Here is an 18,214-nt window from a genome sequence, read left to right on the forward strand (position 1 = left end):
TTAGTCTACGTTTTGCCTTATTTTCCGTGGAGTTCTATAAAACGTATGACTCACCTCACGGTGTAAACAACGGGAGGTTTCAATGGGTTTCATTTTCGCCATTTTATTTTTAATCTGTATCCTCTGGGCCATTTTTTATTTTGAACTCAGTCGCTTATTTGGGGCTGCGATCATTATTTTTGCATCCCTCTTCGCTGCTATTTTTATCAGTCCGTGGTCATTACTTCTAGGTCTGCCCTTAATTATTCTCAGCCTGATTGTGGTTATTGATCCATTACGAAAGTCTTTAATCACTCAACCTGCCTATAAAGCTTTAGCCAAAGCCATGCCGAGTATGAGCAGTACCGAACGCGAAGCATTGGATGCAGGCACCAGTTGGTGGGAAAAAGAATTATTTATGGGTGCGCCTGATTGGAAAAAATTTGATGGTTATGTCTACCCAACTCTGTCTGCTGAAGAGCAATCCTTCTTAGATCATGAAGTTGAACACCTTTGTGGTTTACTGAATGAATGGGAAATTCATCATCACTTAAAAGATCTTCCTGTTGAAGCATGGCAATACATCAAAGAACAAGGCTTTTTAGGTTTAATTATTCCCAAAGAATACGGCGGTCGTGCCTTTAGCTCCTTTGCACAAAGCCGCATCATGAGCAAAATTTCTTCACGTTCACTAACCACTGCAGTCAGTTGTATGGTGCCCAACTCGCTAGGGCCAGGTGAATTACTTTTACATTATGGAACTGAAGAACAAAAACAACGCTACCTACCAGGACTCGCCAAAGGTAAAGAAATCCCCTGCTTTGGTTTAACCAGTCCCGAGGCTGGTTCAGACGCGGGTGCAATACCGGATACAGGCGTGGTCTGCTATGGTGTGTTTGAAGGCCAAGAAGTACTCGGTTTACGTATGAACTTTTCAAAACGCTGGATTACACTGGCGCCTATTGCGACTGTGATTGGTCTCGCTTTTAAACTCTATGACCCTGATGGACTATTAGGCGATGCAAGCAAAACTGAATATGGCATCACCTGCGCCTTATTACCTGCCAGTCATGACGGTGTCCAAGTCGGTGCACGACATAATCCTGGTTCACCCTTTATGAATGGCACGGTCGATGGACAAGATGTTTTTATCCCACTCGATTGGATTATTGGTGGGGTGGAAAATGCAGGTAAAGGTTGGCGCATGCTGATGGAATGCTTAGCTGTAGGTCGTGGGATTTCACTGCCAGCGCTCTCCACTGCTTCAGCTGAAATGGCCTATTTAAGTGTCGGTGCTTTTGCCAAAGTCCGCCAACAATTTAAAATTTCTGTAGGACATTTTGAAGGCGTGCAAGAGGCCACCAGTGATATTGCCAGTGGTACATATATGCTCGAAGCTTTCCGCTATATGGTCACTTGTGGTTTAAACGAAGGCGGCAAGCCCGCAGTGATGACAGCCATGGCCAAATACTATGCCACCGAAACCATGCGTAAAATTGTCAATCATGGGATGGATGTCGTTGGCGGACGGGCAGTACAAATGGGGCCGCGCAATTTTTTAGCATTGAATTATCAAGCCATCCCCATTTCAATTACCGTTGAAGGGGCCAATATTTTAAGCCGTTCTTTGATGATTTTTGGTCAAGGCTCAATGCGCTGTCATCCTTATTTATATGAAGAACTTCAACTCCTTCAAGCAGAAGATACAAAGGCAGCTTTAGCGCCTTTCGACACGCTACTTTTTAAACATTTGGCTTATACTTTTAACCGAACAGCCCGTTCATTTAGTTATGGCATCTTCGGTGTTCTTTCAGATGCTTCCGCACAGACAGATGCTTTCTCGCGTCCTTTTTACAAAACCATTAACCGTTACAGTGCAAACTTCGCCTTAACCGCAGACCTGTGTTTAGGGTTACTTGCAGGCGATATTAAACGCAAAGAAATGCTTTCAGGACGTTTGGCTGACATTCATGCCCATCTATTTATCGCGAGCGCTATTTTGAAGTTTTATGAAAAAGGACAACGTAGTGAGGCGGAACAACAACATGCTCAACTGGCTTTAGAAAAAGCATTTGTCCAAATTCAGGATGCATTTGATGGACTATTCGCAAACTTTCCTATGCGAGCCGCTGCTTGTGTAGTCAAGTTCATCTGTTTCCCTTTTGGTCGTGTTGCCCAGCAACCAAGTGATCAGCTAAAAACGCAATTAGGACGTGTGATCATGGAAAATAATCCTTTCCGTGAACAACTAAAGCAGCATGTTTTTTACAATACCGATCCCAATGACGTCTTTGGGCGTATGGAAAATGCCTTCCAAGCAGCATTAAAGATTGATCCACTGTGGACGAAGTTTAAAAAAGCGGAGTCTAAAGGACAATTTGAAGGCTTAGATTTTGAATCACATATTCAACATGCACTTGAAACAGGATTCATAAGCCCTGAAGAAGCAGATCAGTTGATTCATTACAATGCTCAACGCTTCGATAGTATGCTCACCGATATTTTCGATCATGAGCTTGAACAGACACTAGATTTAAAGAATCCCTACCATACTAAAGCTTCCGATATTCAACCATAACCCTCTCATCGGTTTTCGAAACCCCTAAAAGATAAAAGTCCGTTTACGGGCTTTTATTTTATCCACACAATATAACCCAAGACATCAAAGCGAAGTTTTAAATCCAATACACGTTTAAACGGTAATAGAACTCTTCCACTTCCAAACGGACTTGATATCCCAGCTGGGTCAGTTCTGCTGAAAGATGACGAATATCTTCTAAGGGTAAATGTTTTGGCAATACGGTAAATACTGCAGTATTTCCCTGTTTCGCACTCTCCTCAATTAGTGATGCTAAACGTAATTTATAGACTTCAATATCTAAATACGCTTGGTTGGACATAATTTTTGCCTGTTCGGCATTAATAAAAGCAGCCATCTTTTCCTCCAAATTCGCCCAAGTATTGACTATGAAACTAACGCAGATCAAAACAGCGTATAACGTGATTTGGTAACACTGTGTAGCCATTCCTTAGAGAAATAACAATAAGAATCAAATCTATTTAAAAAGGCAGCGACTACAATCCAAATTTTTCTGTTCACCAAACTCACTTACCGTTACAGAAAAAATAAATAAAGTTACCATCTATTTTATTTAAATAATAATTGTTATCATTTGCAATATTGTTTACTAATACACCAACTCTCTTCCATGAATAGCACCACTCAAATTGATGCCTTGGTTCATTCGGAAAAAGTCCGTCCGAAGCCTGCCAAAAAGAAGAAAGTCGACACACCACTTAGCTACCGTCTGATGGTGTTGTATCGATTTGCACTTGCCTTGCTTGGAGGTTATCTCCTTGCTGCGCTCTCTGCATTAACCATTGCCAAACTTTTTATTGCAAATCCTGTGAATGCAGCCATGAGCGCCACCCTCATTGCATTTTGTCTTAACTGTGCTGCCTTTATTTGGGTCTTTATGGTTCAAAAAACCTTAAAAGCAACGCTCGGCATTGCTGTGCCATGTATTGCACTGTATGCCCTACTCAAATTTTTAGGATAGTTTTTCAATGCGTGTTGATCAAAAAGCGGAAGGACCGCGCCAATCCATGTCATGGTTGCATACATGGGCCAGTCTCATTTTAGGGTGGCTGCTGTATGCAATTTTTGTGACTGGAACCCTGAGTTTTTTTCAAAATGAAATTTCTACTTGGATGAAACCAGAAACACATCAATCTATCCCTGCGCAGTCTCAAGTACAACAAATGCAGGTCGCGCTCAACTATTTACAGAAAAACCACCCAGATGCTGGCAGTTGGAACATTCAACTGCCCAACTCACGCCAAACCACAACTGAAGTGACTATTCGTGCTGTTGGCGAAGATCCCAAAGCACGTCGTGGTGGGACACGTATCACCTTAGACAGTGCGACTGGTGAAGTGATTGAACCACGGGATACGCGTGGTGGTGGATTCCTATATCGTTTCCATTTTGAATTGTACGGTTTACCCCGCCTGTGGACGCGTTGGTTGGTCGGGATTGCCACCATGTTCATGTTGGTCGCAATTGTCAGCGGCATCATTACCCATAAAAAAATCTTTAAAGATTTCTTTACCTTTCGCTCTGGCAAAGGTCAGCGTTCGTGGCTAGATGCACACAACGCAACCGCTGTCTTTGCATTGCCTTTTCATCTAATGATTACCTTTAGTGGCCTACTACTGCTCATGTTTATGTTCATGCCTTGGGGAATTAACCAAGCGTATGAAAATCGACAACAGTTTTTACGTGACCAACAGGCCAGCATGATTGAACAGCCCCAAAAGGCTGAAGATGTGCAGCGCGAAGATCGAGGTCAACGCGAAGGCGAAAGAGCGGCTCGTGGAGAACGCGGACAGCAACGCGGTGAACGTGCTCAAGGTCGTGGTGAGGAACGTCCAAAATCCGAACTCCGCCCTGCACCACTGACAGACTTAGCGCCAATTATGGCAGCGGTACAACAACAGTGGAAAGACAATCCAATTTCTTCAATTAACATTATTTCACCCAATACAGACCAAGCCAAAATTGAGTTGCGTGCCTTGCGTGCTGAAAGCGTCGCGCATCGCAATGTGTATGCAACCCTCAACTATAATGGGGTCACGGGTCAAGATGAAACGGATAAAAATATACGAATCAAAAATCCATCGATTCCAAGTGGCATATATAACGTGGTCACCGTCTTACACGAAGCGCGTGGCCTCGACTTAGCGCTGCGTTGGTTATTATTCTGCTCAGGTATTTTAGGCACGCTCATGGTGGCTACGGGTCTGATCCTTTGGTGTGTAAAACGTGCTCCCCAACAGCAGAAACAAGGCTATAAATCATTTGGTTTCCGACTGGTTGAAGTCCTGAATATTGCAGCCATTATTGGTTTGCCTTTGGCCTGCGCGGCATATTTTTATGCCAATCGTTTCATTCCAGCAGATGTAGAAATGCGTCTAAACTGGGAAATTCGTAGCTTCTTTACAGTATGGTTACTCACGCTGATTTATGCCATTTTCCGTACCCACCGCCAAGCATGGTTAGACTTACTTTTATTGGCAACACTCGCTTTCGCCCTGCTGCCAGTGGTCAACTTGATGACAGGCGGTCAAGCTTTGTGGAACAGCATTGCGCAAGGCCAGTGGATGATTGCATCGGTTGATTTAGCCATGTGGGTAATGGCAGTGATTTTCTATTTCGCTTATGACAAAGTTAAAAAACATCAAGGTTTGCCGAATAAAAAAGTGAAAGTACCTGTTCAGGAGGCCGAAGCATGATTTGGTTTCTGATCATTTGGACTTTAGCAACCTTAGGTTTTTTTGCTCTTGCTAGCAGTATGTCTAAGCACCAAAAACAAATCTTTGCTAAAGAACTGACACTTCAGCAAACACGCTTAGCAACCACTGTGGGTTGGTTCCTGTTAATTGTTTCTTTGCTCATTTGCTTAACACAAGGACATTGGAGCATCGAAATCAGTTATTGGGTCGGCGTAATTAGCTTCGCTGCACTGTTTGTTGGACTTTGCTTAAGTTATTTTGAACAAAAAATTAAGAATATCGCTGTTTCAGTTTTACTCTTATTTATATTCAGCCTAACTTTGCACCTGATCTGAACCTAAAAGCCAATCTTCGGATTGGCTTTTTCACTTGAAAGCATTAGGCTATCCACAGTTTAAATCTTTGGTTATTTGTATGCCTAAATCTCCTAAAATTCCTGCTGAATTGGTCAACCTTGCAACAACAGGCAATAGTGACGCTCAATTTGAACTTGCTGAACTGTATATGCAAAGTGAAAATGAAGATGACATTACGCTTGCAGAAGAATGGGCGCTCAAAGCAGCAGCATTGGGTCATGTAGAAGCCATGTATTGGCTGGGTGAAGGTTATGCTTTTTATGCCAAAGAACTTCGAGAAGAAGATCCAAGCGAAGCTGAAACCTACTTTGGACATGCACATCACTGGTTAAAACAAGCCGCTGAACTGAAACACCCTACTGCAATATTAGAGTTGGCTGGTTTTTACCGTCGTGGTGATGTGGTTGAAAAAGATGTCGCTAAGTCAATTGAACTGGTACAACAAGCAGCGGAACTGGGTGAGGCTCAAGCCATGCGTGATTTGGCATTCATTTATGAAAATGCGCTAGGTGTCGATACAGATGAAGCAAAAGCCAAATACTGGCACGACAAGGCAGATGCCGCAGAGCAAGAATAAGTAAAAGCCCATCCTTTGATGTCATGCCAGTTAGTGAATAAACTGACTGGCATTTTTTAAATTTCATTCGATACGCCATAAGGTCATCCGCAACCTCAGCAAGATTAAAAGCAATGCTTTTATTTGCAGCGTAAGACGAAGTAGTCGCCTTTAAAATGAATTGTTTTTTGCAACAAAAGGCGCTCTGCATTCAGAAAGTAAACAGATTTTTCGGAAGACAAATGTTTTTGGTTCTTTTGCCGAAACAAAAGAACGCCCAAAAAATTGAACTTAAAACTAAAACTTACGCACAAAAATAATCTCTAAATCCTGCTTCGGCACAAAATTCTTTTCTGTCATTTGAAATTGTGTCGAACTGATCTTTTTCACCTGACCCTTCCAACAAAATGAAACCAGCTCATTCGGGTCACGCTCAATGGTCAGTTTAAAACTTTGAATAGGTTTCGCCCAATTTGCACCCGTTTTTAAGATATAGCCCAAGGCTTGATAAGGTGGATATTGCGACTTGGCCTTTTTCAAACCCGCTTTGAAGTTTTGATCCATACAATAGATCTTCTCATCTTCTTCAGGATATAAAGAGACCGAACCACCGACCAATGGCATGTATTCATGTTGTACATGGGTCAACGCATTGGCCTTAAACTTCTGCTGCCAACTATAAATGATTTGCGATTCCCAATAAATTTCATCATCCGCCTGATAGGGCTTTAAAAGCTGCTGCACTGTTTTGTCCTGACAACGATACAAACGCTGATTAAGCGTAGAATCTTGCTGCAATAACCACGGATACATCAAATCTCGATCTGAAAAACCACATTTTTTCAAACCCGCAGTCACATCAACGACTTCACCATTGGAATTGAAGTCCCCACTAGCTGTTAAAGCGGGTAAAAATGCACGCACATGGGTTTCTGGCTGAATCTTTTGTGCATTGGCTTGTACTTTAAAGCTTTGAATCAATTGTTCGGTATGCGCAAAATCGCTTTCACGCGAACTGCCCACACGCGGCAAGGGAAATAAAACAGTTTCCGTAATATCTTGAGCGGTAAGATTTTTAAATTGGTAATTCACCCGAATGATGTTTTTACTAATAAACAAATCTTCACTTTGCATACTGATTTTTGGATTTTTCAGATATTGCACACCGCCCGTTGCCACATAACCCGCGCTGTCATTCGCACTGATCTGCATAGAAATGAACACGCATAGTCCGAGGATCTTTTTCATTTAACGTCTTCTTTTCATGTTTATTGTGCTGTTTCCATGCGAGCGCTTGAATGATCAAGCACAATCACTTGTCGGCAGATGCCCTCGACTTGACGTTGCTGTTCAAATACAGATGCAGGCATCGCATCAAAACTGTCAAAGAAACAGATTTCCTGCTCATCTATAGAATAAACCAGTGAATGGTTTCCGACGCCTTCTAAAGTATCGTAATAGACAATGATAAATTTATTTTGCTCAAATGCCTGTTGAATTTGTTGATAATTGATGGCCGCTAAAACTGGCAGCTTTAGTTGCTCAGCTTCTGCATAACTCAATTTTTCTTGTGCTTGAAGCTCTGTGTCTTCATCAGTATAAAATTGAACATCAAAGCCAAATTTCTTTAATCCGACTGCCAAGCCAATGGTTGTCGTTCCGTTTTCTGCATCGTAACCACAGACCTCTATCAACTGTTCAATATCCGCATCGATATATAAATGCTGGAGTAGCATCCATACTGCATAAATACCGCCATTAGCTTCAAGGTTCATTAAGGATTCAGGGATATTCACGGCCATAACACAATTCAAAAAAGATGATTGTGTTGATAATAAACAAAACATCGTTGGAACTGAATCAATTTCCAAGTACAATACTTCGCTAGTCGAGGGATGCTGCGACTTTTTCACAGGTACATAAATGTGAAATCGCTAGGCTCGACGATCCGGTTCAAATCCCTTTTGAATCAACAACGGCATCCGCGAACTGAATGATCAATTTTTTATATTAGGAGATCGTGATGAACGCGGTTACTGCTTCATTTACAGATTACAAAGTTGCTGATATTTCACTCGCTGACTACGGCCGTAAAGAAATCAAACTTGCTGAAGCTGAAATGCCAGCTTTAATGGGTCTTCGTAAGCGTTATGCTGCTGCAAAACCACTTGCAGGCGCAAAAATCCTTGGTTGTATTCACATGACCATTCAAACTGCTGTTTTAATTGAAACATTAGTTGAATTAGGCGCAGAAGTTCGTTGGACTTCATGCAACATCTTCTCGACTCAAGACCACGCTGCTGCTGCAATTGCAGCTTCTGGTGTTCCTGTATTTGCTTGGAAAGGCGAAACAGAAGAAGAATACATGTGGTGTTTAGAACAACAAATCAATGTGAATGGTACCCCTTGGGATGCCAACATGATTTTGGATGATGGCGGTGATTTAACCCTCCTTGTTCATGAAAAATACCCTGAAGTGATTGCAAAAATTCATGGCGTAACTGAAGAAACGACGACAGGTGTACAACGTCTGTATGAAATGCTTCGTGACGGTACTCTGAAAGTTCCTGCAATCAACGTCAACGACTCAGTAACTAAGTCTAAAAATGACAACAAATATGGTTGCCGCCACTCACTGAATGATGCAATCAAACGCGGTACAGATATGCTTTTATCTGGTCGTCGTGCGCTTGTGATTGGTTATGGTGATGTAGGTAAAGGTTCTGCTCAATCACTTCGTCAAGAAGGCATGATTGTACGTGTAACTGAAGTTGACCCTATCTGTGCAATGCAAGCATGCATGGACGGTTACGAAGTTGTATCTCCATACAAAAATGGCGTACAGACTGGTAAAAAAGAAGACATCAATGTTGACCTTCTTGAAAACACTGACCTGATCGTAACGACAACAGGTAACTACCACGTATGTGACGCTGCAATGCTTGATTCATTAAAAGCAGGTGCAGTGGTGTGTAACATCGGTCACTTCGACACTGAAATCGACACAAACTACTTACGTGGTTACAAGTGGGTTGAAGTGAAACCTCAAGTTCACCAAGTTTATCGTTCAGAAGATGAAAACAACTACTTGATCCTTCTTTCTGAAGGTCGCTTAGTTAACCTAGGTAATGCAACAGGTCACCCATCACGTATTATGGATGGTTCATTTGCCAACCAAGTCTTGGGTCAAATGCACTTATTCGCTGAAAAATTTGCTGATCTTCCAGAAGATCAAAAACAAGCGGCGATTCGTGTAGAACTTCTTCCTAAGAAATTAGATGAAGAAGTTGCTGCGGCAATGGTTGCTGGTTTTGGTGGTGTCTTGACTCAATTGACTCAAGAACAAGCAGACTACTTAGGTGTAGCTGTTGAAGGTCCGTTCAAATCTGACGCTTATAAATACTAAGTTGCAAACCTCTCCTAACCTCTCTTGCGCTGAACTTTAAAGCAGTGCTTAAAGTCTGCTCAGGAGAGGGACTTTCATTACCGAATGATGTTAGCAGTGAAATCTTGTTATCTCTATTCAATGTAATGAATCCCCTTCTCCCTCTGGGAGAAGGATGGGATGAGAGCAAATACAAAAAATAGCATTTATAAAAAAGGATTTGATGATGAGCAAAAAAGTTCCAATTTCTTTTGAGTTTTTCCCAACCAAAACCGATGCTGGTGCAGAAAAACTTAAAGTCGTACACCAAGAACTTCAGTTATTAAACCCAGAGTTCTTCTCAATTACTTACGGTGCTGGTGGTTCTACCCGTGAACGTACCCTTGCTGCCATTGCTGAATTCAATGGTAAAGGTACGCCTGTTGCACCGCACTTATCTTGTATTGGCGATGACAAAGCACGTATTGCTGAATTACTCGACATCTACAAAGATCAAGGCATTGACCGTATTGTCGCTTTACGTGGTGATTTACCTTCTGGTCAAGTCGGTTTAGGCGAGTTGCCATATGCAACAGACCTCGTTCGCTTTATTCGTGAGCATTCAGGTGATCACTTCCATATAGAAGTTGCCGCTTATCCTGAAATGCATCCACAAGCAGAAAGCTTTGATTTAGACATTCAACGTTTCTGCGACAAAGCCAATGCTGGTGCCAATGCTGGTTTAACTCAGTTCTTCTTTAATCCAGATGCCTACTTCTATTTTGTAGATCGCATTCAAAAAGAAGGTGTGAATATTCCAATTGCACCAGGCATCATGCCAATTACCAATGCCAGCAACTTGATCCGCTTTGCAGACGGTACGGGCGCTGAAATCCCGCGTTGGATTCGTAAGCAACTGGCAACATATGGTGACGATACCGCAAGTATTAAAGCCTTCGGTCATGAAGTGATTGTGAAGCTTTGTGAACGTTTACTTGCCGGCGGCGCGCCAAGTCTGCACTTCTACACCATGAACACGACTGACCCTACCCGCCAGCTTGTACTAGACCTCGGTTTAGCATAAGCATTTAAACTAGATTCACCCTATTTGAGAGTAAAACCGAATGCCTCGTTTTTTTATGGAAGCAGAACTCAATGTTGATCACACTGTCGAACTGACTGAAACTGTGTTTCACCACTGGGTAAAAGTTTTGCGTGCTCAAGTCGGTGAAACGGCTACTTTGTTTAATGGACAAGGCGGCGAATATGAAGTGACCTTAAGTGACGTTGCTAAAAAGTCAGCATTAGTTCAGGTCACTGCTTTTAACCCAACCAATCGTACGCCTGCGTTTAAAACTTTACTCGGTCAAGTCATGAGTAAAGGTGATCGTATGGACTATGTCATTCAAAAGGCAGTTGAATTAGGCGTTTCGGAGATTCAACTATTAACGTCTGAACGCTGTGAAATGCGTTTAAAATATGACCGCGATCAAAAGAAAATTGATCACTGGCAAGGCATCGCCATCGCAGCTTGTGAACAATGCGGCATGAATATTGTTCCAAAAATCCTTGCACCACTCAGTTTAGAGAAATGGCTCGCATCCGAATTACCTGCGACTCGACTTGTACTCGCCCCGAATAAAGAAAAAATCGATGTTTTGGCACATGCGACACCAAACATTGCACTACTCATTGGGCCTGAAGGTGGTTTAAGTGAGGCTGAAATTACAACAGCCAATGAGAACGGTTTTATTAACTGGTGTATTGGTGAGCGTGTATTGCGTACAGAGACAGCGCCCGTCGTCGCTTTGTCAATCCTCAACTACAATTTAGTGATTTAAATCACATAAACAGCCGAGTCACCCTTTTGTTCTGTTAATATATTGATTATTATGTACAACAATATTACCCTTGACTTATATCAAAATATAAATTGATTGTGTTTTACACAATGTATTTAAATTTGAAAAAAGACACAACACAACGCCATTGGGTCATAAAAAAAATAAGGTTTCGCGATTCATGCCAGATATTTCTACAGAAAATCTTGATCGGCACTTGCAGACTGCGCAAATATCGCATTCCATTAGCCATCTTCGTTTCCTCATCAGTAGTTTACTGATTCTAAATTTTTATATTTTCTGTGCATATCACTATAATTTTTCTCAAGATTCTTTTTATTTTAACCTATGGTTCTTTGTTTCTGAGTTTATTCTCAGCATTTTTTGGCTCGTGAACACCGTGTATTTCAACCCGAAAAATCACTCTGCCAAACATGCGCACCGCTGGATTCAAGGCATCTGTTTAAGTATTGGTCTTTTGGTTGCAGCAGGCGTCGTCTGTATCTATTACTATTTACCCAGCCTATCTGGCAATTTTAACTATACAAATGCCCTACTCTTGTCTGCACTTTTAGTGATCGTCACACAGACCGTTTGCCTTACCTATTTAACGCAGCGCATTAGTTATTTTTGTTTGGTTTTTATTCCCTCCATTAGTCCTTATGTCCTCTCGCAATTTATCAACTTCGATGCCAATCACACTCTTTTTCACCTCACTGTAAACTTTATTCTGATTGTGATTTTGCTTTGTGCCAACGCCACTAACCGTATTAATCAGCACTTATCCCGCCTCTCAATTAAAAATCGAGAGTTGAAAAAAGAAGCTGAAAAACAAGTCGCTTGGACCGATGATTTATGCAAACAACTACAAAATGAAGTGAATAAATCCAAAGAAATTGAACAACAGTTACAACTGAATAATCAATTGCTTGAACAAAAAGTACGTGAACGAACCTTTGATGTAAATCAAATCAACAAAGACTTAAAGAACAAACAAGAAAACCTATCGCTTGCCCATGAAATTTCAGGTATCCGTCCTTGGGATTGGAATATTAAAGATAGGCTCATTTCATTGACCAATCACAAACAAGAAAAAGTACTTAAAAATTCCACAGAGCATCAACTTCAGCTTCAGTACCTGATTCATCCAAATGATATTGCCCCGTTTAAATCTGCAATGAAAAGTCATTTACGGGGTCATTCAGACCGCTATGAAGCCACTTACCGTGTGCAACACAATAACGGGAAATGGTACTGGGTACATGACACTGGGCGTGTCATTGCTCGCGATCCAATCAATCAAAAACCGTTACAAATGGTCGGTATTCGACGTGACATTCAACATGAAAAAAGCAACCAAGAACGTCTGCGACTAGCAGCGAGCGTACTTGAACAAGCTGAACAAGGGATTTTCATCTTAGATGAAGACCTGCGTTATATCGACGTAAATCCCTTCTTTGAACGTTTGGCTGGCTTTGAAGCTGCACAAATCAATGGCAAACATTTGTTTGATATTGTTGCGAACTATAAGTCGCTTCAACGCACCACACATAACCAAATCATTGGCCAACTCCTTAAAAAAGGCGAATACGACGGTGAACTGAATGAAAAGTTTCTGTCGGGCAAAGAGTTGTGTATTTGGATGCATCTGAATGCCGTTACCGATGAGCAAGATCGTGTCACGCATTATATTGGTATCGTGTCCGATTTAACCGAACGTAAACTACAAGAACAGCGTCTTTCTTATTTAGAAAACTACGATACGCTGACTGATTTACCCAACCGTTTTTACTATAACTATCAGCTTCATCAATATTTGGTTTCTCAACAAGATAGCATTAAACAACTGGCGATTATTCGGCTCAATATTGACCGTTTCCGTCCATTGAATGAATTCTTAAGCAATAATGGAGGCGATGAGCTGCTGCGCCAAGTTGCCCAGCGCCTTCGTTTGACCAATGCTGAAGCCCTGATGGTGGCTCACTTGAATGGTGATGATTTTGCAATTGTATATGAGGTCTCTCATATTCGACCCTCAGTTCAGGAACATATCGATCGCATTAATAAAGCCTTTAGTCTGCCTTTTGATATTTTTGGTCAAGAACATATTATTACGCTTTCAATGGGGATTTCGCAGTACCCTGAACATGGTCGTCAACTGGACTACTTAAACAACTGTGCTGAACAAGCGCTGAGTGAAGCAAAACGTTTAGGTGGAAATGCCACAAAGTTCTACAGCCTGAGCAATACCGTTGCATTGGAAGAAGGGATTTATTTAGAGCGCGATTTAAGACTGGCGATACAAAACAATGAGTTAGTGGTTTATTACCAGCCCAAAATCAACTTTCACAATCAGAAAATTTATGGTTTTGAGGCACTGGTACGCTGGAATCATCCAACCAAGGGCATCGTACCGCCAGGTCTGTTTATTCCTATGGCAGAAAAAACCAGCTTGATTTCAGACATCGGTCGCATTGTGATTTTACAAACCGCGAAGCAAATCAAAGAATGGAATAAATTGGGTTTTGATAATATCTGTGTCTCGGTCAATGTGGTTGCCCAACAACTACAACGCGGACAGCTTTTAAAGGACCTAGATGAAGCCCTTGATCGATACAAAATTAGTGGCAGCAGCCTCGAATTAGAAATTACAGAATCCACTTTGGTTGAGAACTCGGAAACGGTAAAAAATCTCCTTGAAACCATCAAATCACGTGGCATTCATATTTCTTTAGACGACTTTGGCACAGGTTATTCCTCGCTGTCTTACCTCACTGACTTCCCAATCGATACTTTAAAAATTGATCGAAGCTTCATTTCAAAAATTGGGCACTGCAAACAAGAAGCTATTGTGAGTGCCATGATTGCCATGGGGAAAGCCATGGGTATGACCGTGGTGGCGGAAGGAATTGAGACCGAACAACAACTGAGTTACCTGCAAAACTTAGAATGTGATATCGCGCAAGGTTATTTATTTTCAAAACCTCTTCCACAGCTCGATGCTACCCAATACTTAAGAGATCATCTAGATACGCCCTCTTATACATACTTAATATAAATCAGACTGTTTTAGCTCTAAGTTTGCCTTAAAAAGCACCAGCTATCACTGGGATATACCAGCAACTAATGGTATATTCGGTCTTGTCTACTAAAAAACCACCAGCTCCGCTGGCTAACCCACGCTACAAAGAGATTCAGATGGACGATCAATCATTAAAACAGCAAGCTTTGTATTATCACGAATTTCCAACTCCAGGGAAAATCAGCGTTACACCAAGCAAGCAGCTGGTCAACCAACGTGACTTAGCTTTAGCTTATTCACCAGGTGTTGCTGCACCATGTTTAGAGATTGAACGCGACCCGTCTACTGCGGCGCTTTACACAGCGCGTGGTAACTTAGTTGCTGTGGTCAGTAACGGTACAGCCGTACTTGGCCTTGGTAACATTGGTCCTTTAGCGTCTAAACCTGTTATGGAAGGTAAAGGCGTACTGTTTAAAAAATTCGCTGGTGTTGACGTTTTTGACATCGAAATTGCAGAAAATGATCCTGACAAAATCGTGGACATTGTTGCTGCATTAGAACCGACTTTTGGTGGTATCAACCTTGAAGACATCAAGGCACCAGAGTGTTTCTATATCGAGCAAAAACTACGTGAACGCATGAACATTCCTGTGTTTCACGACGACCAACATGGTACTTCTATTATTGTCGGTTCTGCTTTGCTAAACGCTTTGCAGTTAAATGGCAAAAAAATTGAGGAAATCAAGATTGTTGCTTCAGGCGCAGGTGCTGCAGCATTATCTTGTTTAGATCTTCTTTGTGCAATTGGTGCGAAGAAAGAAAATATCGTTGTGGCTGACTCTCGCGGTCTGCTCACCACGAAACGTGAAGGCTTAGATGAGTCTAAAAAACGTTATGTACAAGATATCGAAGGCACTCAACTGGCTGACGTGATTGCAGGCGCAGACATGTTCCTTGGTTTATCTGCTGCGGGTATCTTAACCAAAGAAATGGTTAAGGTCATGGCGAAAGATCCGATTATCTTTGCACTTGCAAACCCAGATCCTGAAATTCTTCCTGAACATGCACATGAAGTTCGTGATGACGTGATCATGGCGACAGGTCGTTCAGACTATCCAAACCAAGTGAACAACGCACTTTGCTTCCCTTACATTTTCCGTGGTGCTCTTGATGTAGGCGCAACAACGATCAATGAAGAGATGAAAATCGCATGTGTCTATGCAATTGCGCGTATGGCACACATTGAAGCAGATGCAGCATCTTATGGTGAAAAATCAGCATCTTTTGGTCGTGACTACCTTATTCCACGTCCACTCGATCAACGTCTGATTTTAGAAATTGCACCTGCTGTCGCACAAGCAGCAATGGACTCTGGTGTAGCTGATCGACCAATTCAAGACTTCTCTGCTTATCGTCAGCGTCTGTCTGAGTTTGTCTACAACTCTGCATTTATGATGAAGCCTATTTTTGCTCAAGCAAAATCCGACCCAAAACGTATTGCCTATGCTGAAGGTGAAGACCTACGCGTACTTCGTGCAGTACAAATTGCGGTCGATGAAGATCTTGCAAAACCAATTTTAGTCGGTCGAACTGCGGTTATTGAAGCGAACATTAAAAAGTTAGGCTTACGTCTTGAACATGGTGTGAATATCACGATTGTCGATCAAGAAAAAAATCCTGACTACGAACTGTTTGCAGATGACTACTACACGCTCATGCAACGTAAAGGTGTAACACCTGAATATGCGCAACGTGAAGCACGTCGTCGTTCGACCTTGATCGCGTCGATGTTAGTGAAACATGGTAAAGCAGACGGGATGCTATGTGGTACGTATTCAAGCTACGATATCCACTTAGACTTCGTTAAAAACATCATTGGTAAAAAAGAAGGTCACAACTCTTTCTTTACATTGAATGCTTTAATGCTTGAAGACCGCAACCTGTTCATTGCTGACACTTACATCAACCGTAATCCAACGGCTGAACAACTGGCTGAAATGACTATTTTAGCCGCTGAAGAAGTGCGTCGTTTTGGTATGACACCACGTGTTGCGCTACTATCTCACTCAAGCTTCGGTTCAGACCAGACCGACCCAAGCGCACAAAAAATGCGTAAAGTGTTTGAGATTTTGTCGCAAATCGCGCCAGAACTTGAAGTTGAAGGTGAAATGCATGCGGATGCAGCATTGGATGAAAACATTCGTAGCTTTGCATACTCAAACTCACGCTTCAAAGGTTCTGCGAACCTATTGATCATGCCGAACTTGGATGCAGCCAACATTTCATTTAACCTGTTGAAATCAACGTCAGGTAATAATGTCACCATTGGCCCTATCCTACTGGGTGCAGCAAAGCCAGTTCATATTTTGACACCGACAACAACAACACGTCGTTTAGTGAATATGACTGCACTAACTGTAGCTGAAATTCAAGAAGCGGAGAAAAACGGCGAATAATTGTTTGTCGTTGTACTCGCATCTTGTGACTTGAGAAAACCTCTATTCTGTAGCATGATGGCTGTAAGAGTAGAGGTTTTTTCATGCAAGTTTATTTAGTAGGCGGTGCGGTCCGAGATCAGCTTCTGGGTCACCCCTATCACGAAAAAGATTATGTAGTTGTCGGTGCAACACCTGAACAACTGCTTGCCCAAGGTTTCCAACCTGTAGGTAAAGATTTTCCTGTTTTTTTACATCCTGAAACCAAAGATGAATATGCGCTGGCCCGCACCGAACGTAAATCAGGGCATGGTTATCATGGCTTTGAGTTTTATACCGACAGTACCGTTACCCTAGAACAAGATTTAATTCGACGCGACCTCACCATCAATGCCATCGCCATGGATGATGAAGGCACACTGTATGACCCCTATGGTGGCCAGCGCGACTTAGAGCTGCGTGTTTTAAGGCATGTTTCTGATGCTTTCGTAGAAGACCCTCTACGCGTCCTCCGTGTTGCACGATTTGCTGCACGTTATAAAACCCTAGGATTTACGGTAGCCGAAGAAACGTTGGCACTGATGCAGCAACTCGCAGACTCGGGTGAACTGGAGGCACTAACTCCTGAACGCATTTGGAAAGAAACCTCTCGTGCTCTGATGGAAGATCATGCCGATGAATACTTTGAAGTGCTACGTCGCTGTGGTGCTTTAAAAGTACTTTTTCCAGAAATCGCGGCACTTTACGGTATTCCACAGCGCCCTGAGTATCACCCTGAAATTGACTGCGGTATTCATACCATGATGTCACTACAGCAAGCATGTCGTGCCAACTACGCACTGGATGTTCGTTTTGCTGTTTTAGTGCATGACTTAGGCAAAGCTTTGACACCTGTGGACGAGCTACCGCGTCACATCATGCATGAAGAACGTGGGGTCAAACCTGTGACAGAAGTGTGTGAGCGTCTAAAAGTTCCAACGCAGATGAAACAGCTCGCAATTACGGTCTGTAAAGAACATTTGAAATGTCATCAAGCTCTAACCTTAAAACCAGGCACTTTATGGCGCTTACTGCAACGCTTAGATGTACTACGTCGTCCAGAACGGGTTGAAGCCTTTGTGCAGGCCTGTGAATGCGACTCACGTGGTCGTTTAGGGCTTGAAGACCGTGAATACCCACAATCTGCATATATTTTAAAGGTGATGGATGTTGTGCGAAATATCAAAGCGCAAGACCTACCTGCGGATATTAAAGGTCCGGATATCGGTGAAATGCTGATAGAACGTCGAATACACGCGATTGGAGAGCTAAAGGCTCAGTACAGTTAAAACTTGATCGACTCAAATAAAGCGCCACAATCGGCGCT

General features: G+C 42.3%; 14 protein-coding genes. 11 read left to right on the forward strand and 3 right to left on the reverse strand.

Going from position 1 to position 18,214, the window contains the following annotated elements:
• The first annotated feature begins 82 nt into the window (after positions 1 to 82).
• Complete coding sequence (locus PTT44_RS09780) at positions 83 to 2,557, forward strand: acyl-CoA dehydrogenase (RefSeq protein ID WP_273795625.1); 2,475 nt, start codon at positions 83 to 85, stop codon at positions 2,555 to 2,557.
• A 97-nt stretch (positions 2,558 to 2,654) separates the two neighbouring features.
• Here PTT44_RS09780 and PTT44_RS09785 read toward each other — a convergent pair whose 3' ends face one another.
• Positions 2,655 to 2,915, reverse strand: coding sequence for a hypothetical protein (locus PTT44_RS09785; protein WP_004980661.1), 261 nt, complete (start codon positions 2,913 to 2,915; stop codon positions 2,655 to 2,657).
• Between the two features lie 273 nt (positions 2,916 to 3,188).
• Between PTT44_RS09785 and PTT44_RS09790 the strand changes: the two genes are divergently transcribed.
• The 4 genes from PTT44_RS09790 to PTT44_RS09805 all read left to right on the forward strand — a co-directional run bounded on the left by PTT44_RS09790 (position 3,189) and on the right by PTT44_RS09805 (position 6,207).
• The gene (locus PTT44_RS09790) at positions 3,189 to 3,539 is read left to right on the forward strand and encodes a hypothetical protein (RefSeq protein WP_078425965.1); all 351 of its coding nucleotides are present in this window, start codon (positions 3,189 to 3,191) and stop codon (positions 3,537 to 3,539) included.
• Between the two features lie 7 nt (positions 3,540 to 3,546).
• Positions 3,547 to 5,274, forward strand: coding sequence for a PepSY-associated TM helix domain-containing protein (locus PTT44_RS09795; protein ID WP_168159077.1), 1,728 nt, complete (start codon positions 3,547 to 3,549; stop codon positions 5,272 to 5,274).
• Positions 5,271 to 5,609 (forward strand): DUF3325 domain-containing protein, encoded by a 339-nt coding sequence (locus PTT44_RS09800; RefSeq protein ID WP_168159078.1) that lies wholly within the window; start codon positions 5,271 to 5,273, stop codon positions 5,607 to 5,609. Before PTT44_RS09795 ends, PTT44_RS09800 begins: the two co-directional genes overlap by 4 nt.
• Positions 5,610 to 5,688: 79 nt before the next feature.
• Positions 5,689 to 6,207: a tetratricopeptide repeat protein gene (locus PTT44_RS09805; RefSeq protein ID WP_168159079.1), complete on the forward strand. Its 519-nt coding sequence runs from the start codon at positions 5,689 to 5,691 to the stop codon at positions 6,205 to 6,207.
• 276 nt (positions 6,208 to 6,483) lie between these two features.
• Here PTT44_RS09805 and PTT44_RS09810 read toward each other — a convergent pair whose 3' ends face one another.
• Together PTT44_RS09810 and PTT44_RS09815 are read right to left on the reverse strand one after the other, a co-directional pair.
• Entirely contained in the window at positions 6,484 to 7,434 is a 951-nt protein-coding gene (locus PTT44_RS09810) for a DUF4424 family protein (protein ID WP_168159080.1), read from the reverse strand.
• Between the two features lie 20 nt (positions 7,435 to 7,454).
• Positions 7,455 to 7,988 (reverse strand): cysteine peptidase family C39 domain-containing protein, encoded by a 534-nt coding sequence (locus PTT44_RS09815; RefSeq protein ID WP_168159081.1) that lies wholly within the window; start codon positions 7,986 to 7,988, stop codon positions 7,455 to 7,457.
• A gap of 221 nt (positions 7,989 to 8,209) precedes the next feature.
• Here PTT44_RS09815 and ahcY point away from each other — a divergent pair, with 221 nt between their 5' ends.
• The 6 genes from ahcY to PTT44_RS09845 all read left to right on the forward strand — a co-directional run bounded on the left by ahcY (position 8,210) and on the right by PTT44_RS09845 (position 18,176).
• On the forward strand, positions 8,210 to 9,592 hold the full coding sequence (gene ahcY / locus PTT44_RS09820; protein WP_130234983.1) for an adenosylhomocysteinase: 1,383 nt from the start codon (positions 8,210 to 8,212) through the stop codon (positions 9,590 to 9,592).
• Between the two features lie 205 nt (positions 9,593 to 9,797).
• The gene (gene metF, locus PTT44_RS09825) at positions 9,798 to 10,634 is read left to right on the forward strand and encodes a methylenetetrahydrofolate reductase [NAD(P)H] (RefSeq protein ID WP_151835897.1); all 837 of its coding nucleotides are present in this window, start codon (positions 9,798 to 9,800) and stop codon (positions 10,632 to 10,634) included.
• Positions 10,635 to 10,674: 40 nt separating this feature from the next.
• Positions 10,675 to 11,391 carry a 16S rRNA (uracil(1498)-N(3))-methyltransferase gene (locus tag PTT44_RS09830; protein ID WP_010326381.1) on the forward strand — a complete coding sequence of 239 codons (717 nt, stop codon included), beginning with the start codon at positions 10,675 to 10,677 and terminating at the stop codon, positions 11,389 to 11,391.
• A gap of 181 nt (positions 11,392 to 11,572) precedes the next feature.
• Positions 11,573 to 14,449 (forward strand): bifunctional diguanylate cyclase/phosphodiesterase, encoded by a 2,877-nt coding sequence (locus PTT44_RS09835; RefSeq protein WP_168159082.1) that lies wholly within the window; start codon positions 11,573 to 11,575, stop codon positions 14,447 to 14,449.
• Between the two features lie 140 nt (positions 14,450 to 14,589).
• The gene (locus PTT44_RS09840; protein WP_168159180.1) at positions 14,590 to 16,869 is read left to right on the forward strand and encodes an NADP-dependent malic enzyme; all 2,280 of its coding nucleotides are present in this window, start codon (positions 14,590 to 14,592) and stop codon (positions 16,867 to 16,869) included.
• Positions 16,870 to 16,952: 83 nt separating this feature from the next.
• A complete protein-coding gene (locus PTT44_RS09845) occupies positions 16,953 to 18,176 on the forward strand; it encodes a multifunctional CCA addition/repair protein (protein WP_148826378.1) in 1,224 nt (407 codons plus the stop codon).
• Positions 18,177 to 18,214: the final 38 nt, after the last annotated feature.

Source organism: Acinetobacter sp. Gutcm_16 (assembly GCF_028649355.1).
Classification (GTDB): domain Bacteria; phylum Pseudomonadota; class Gammaproteobacteria; order Pseudomonadales; family Moraxellaceae; genus Acinetobacter; species Acinetobacter johnsonii.

Excerpts from the sequence above, each read along its gene's own strand:
- PTT44_RS09795 (WP_168159077.1), top strand. The coding sequence starts at position 3,547 with ATGCGTGTTGATCAAAAAGCGGAAGGACCGCGCCAATCCATGTCATGG.
- PTT44_RS09785 (WP_004980661.1), bottom strand. The coding sequence starts at position 2,915 with ATGGCTGCTTTTATTAATGCCGAACAGGCAAAAATTATGTCCAACCAA.
- PTT44_RS09780 (WP_273795625.1), top strand. The coding sequence starts at position 83 with ATGGGTTTCATTTTCGCCATTTTATTTTTAATCTGTATCCTCTGGGCC.
- PTT44_RS09840 (WP_168159180.1), top strand. The coding sequence starts at position 14,590 with ATGGACGATCAATCATTAAAACAGCAAGCTTTGTATTATCACGAATTT.
- PTT44_RS09815 (WP_168159081.1), bottom strand. The coding sequence starts at position 7,988 with ATGGCCGTGAATATCCCTGAATCCTTAATGAACCTTGAAGCTAATGGC.
- PTT44_RS09830 (WP_010326381.1), top strand. The coding sequence starts at position 10,675 with ATGCCTCGTTTTTTTATGGAAGCAGAACTCAATGTTGATCACACTGTC.
- PTT44_RS09845 (WP_148826378.1), top strand. The coding sequence starts at position 16,953 with ATGCAAGTTTATTTAGTAGGCGGTGCGGTCCGAGATCAGCTTCTGGGT.
- PTT44_RS09800 (WP_168159078.1), top strand. The coding sequence starts at position 5,271 with ATGATTTGGTTTCTGATCATTTGGACTTTAGCAACCTTAGGTTTTTTT.
- PTT44_RS09790 (WP_078425965.1), top strand. The coding sequence starts at position 3,189 with ATGAATAGCACCACTCAAATTGATGCCTTGGTTCATTCGGAAAAAGTC.
- PTT44_RS09805 (WP_168159079.1), top strand. The coding sequence starts at position 5,689 with ATGCCTAAATCTCCTAAAATTCCTGCTGAATTGGTCAACCTTGCAACA.
- PTT44_RS09810 (WP_168159080.1), bottom strand. The coding sequence starts at position 7,434 with ATGAAAAAGATCCTCGGACTATGCGTGTTCATTTCTATGCAGATCAGT.
- PTT44_RS09835 (WP_168159082.1), top strand. The coding sequence starts at position 11,573 with ATGCCAGATATTTCTACAGAAAATCTTGATCGGCACTTGCAGACTGCG.
- metF (WP_151835897.1), top strand. The coding sequence starts at position 9,798 with ATGAGCAAAAAAGTTCCAATTTCTTTTGAGTTTTTCCCAACCAAAACC.
- ahcY (WP_130234983.1), top strand. The coding sequence starts at position 8,210 with ATGAACGCGGTTACTGCTTCATTTACAGATTACAAAGTTGCTGATATT.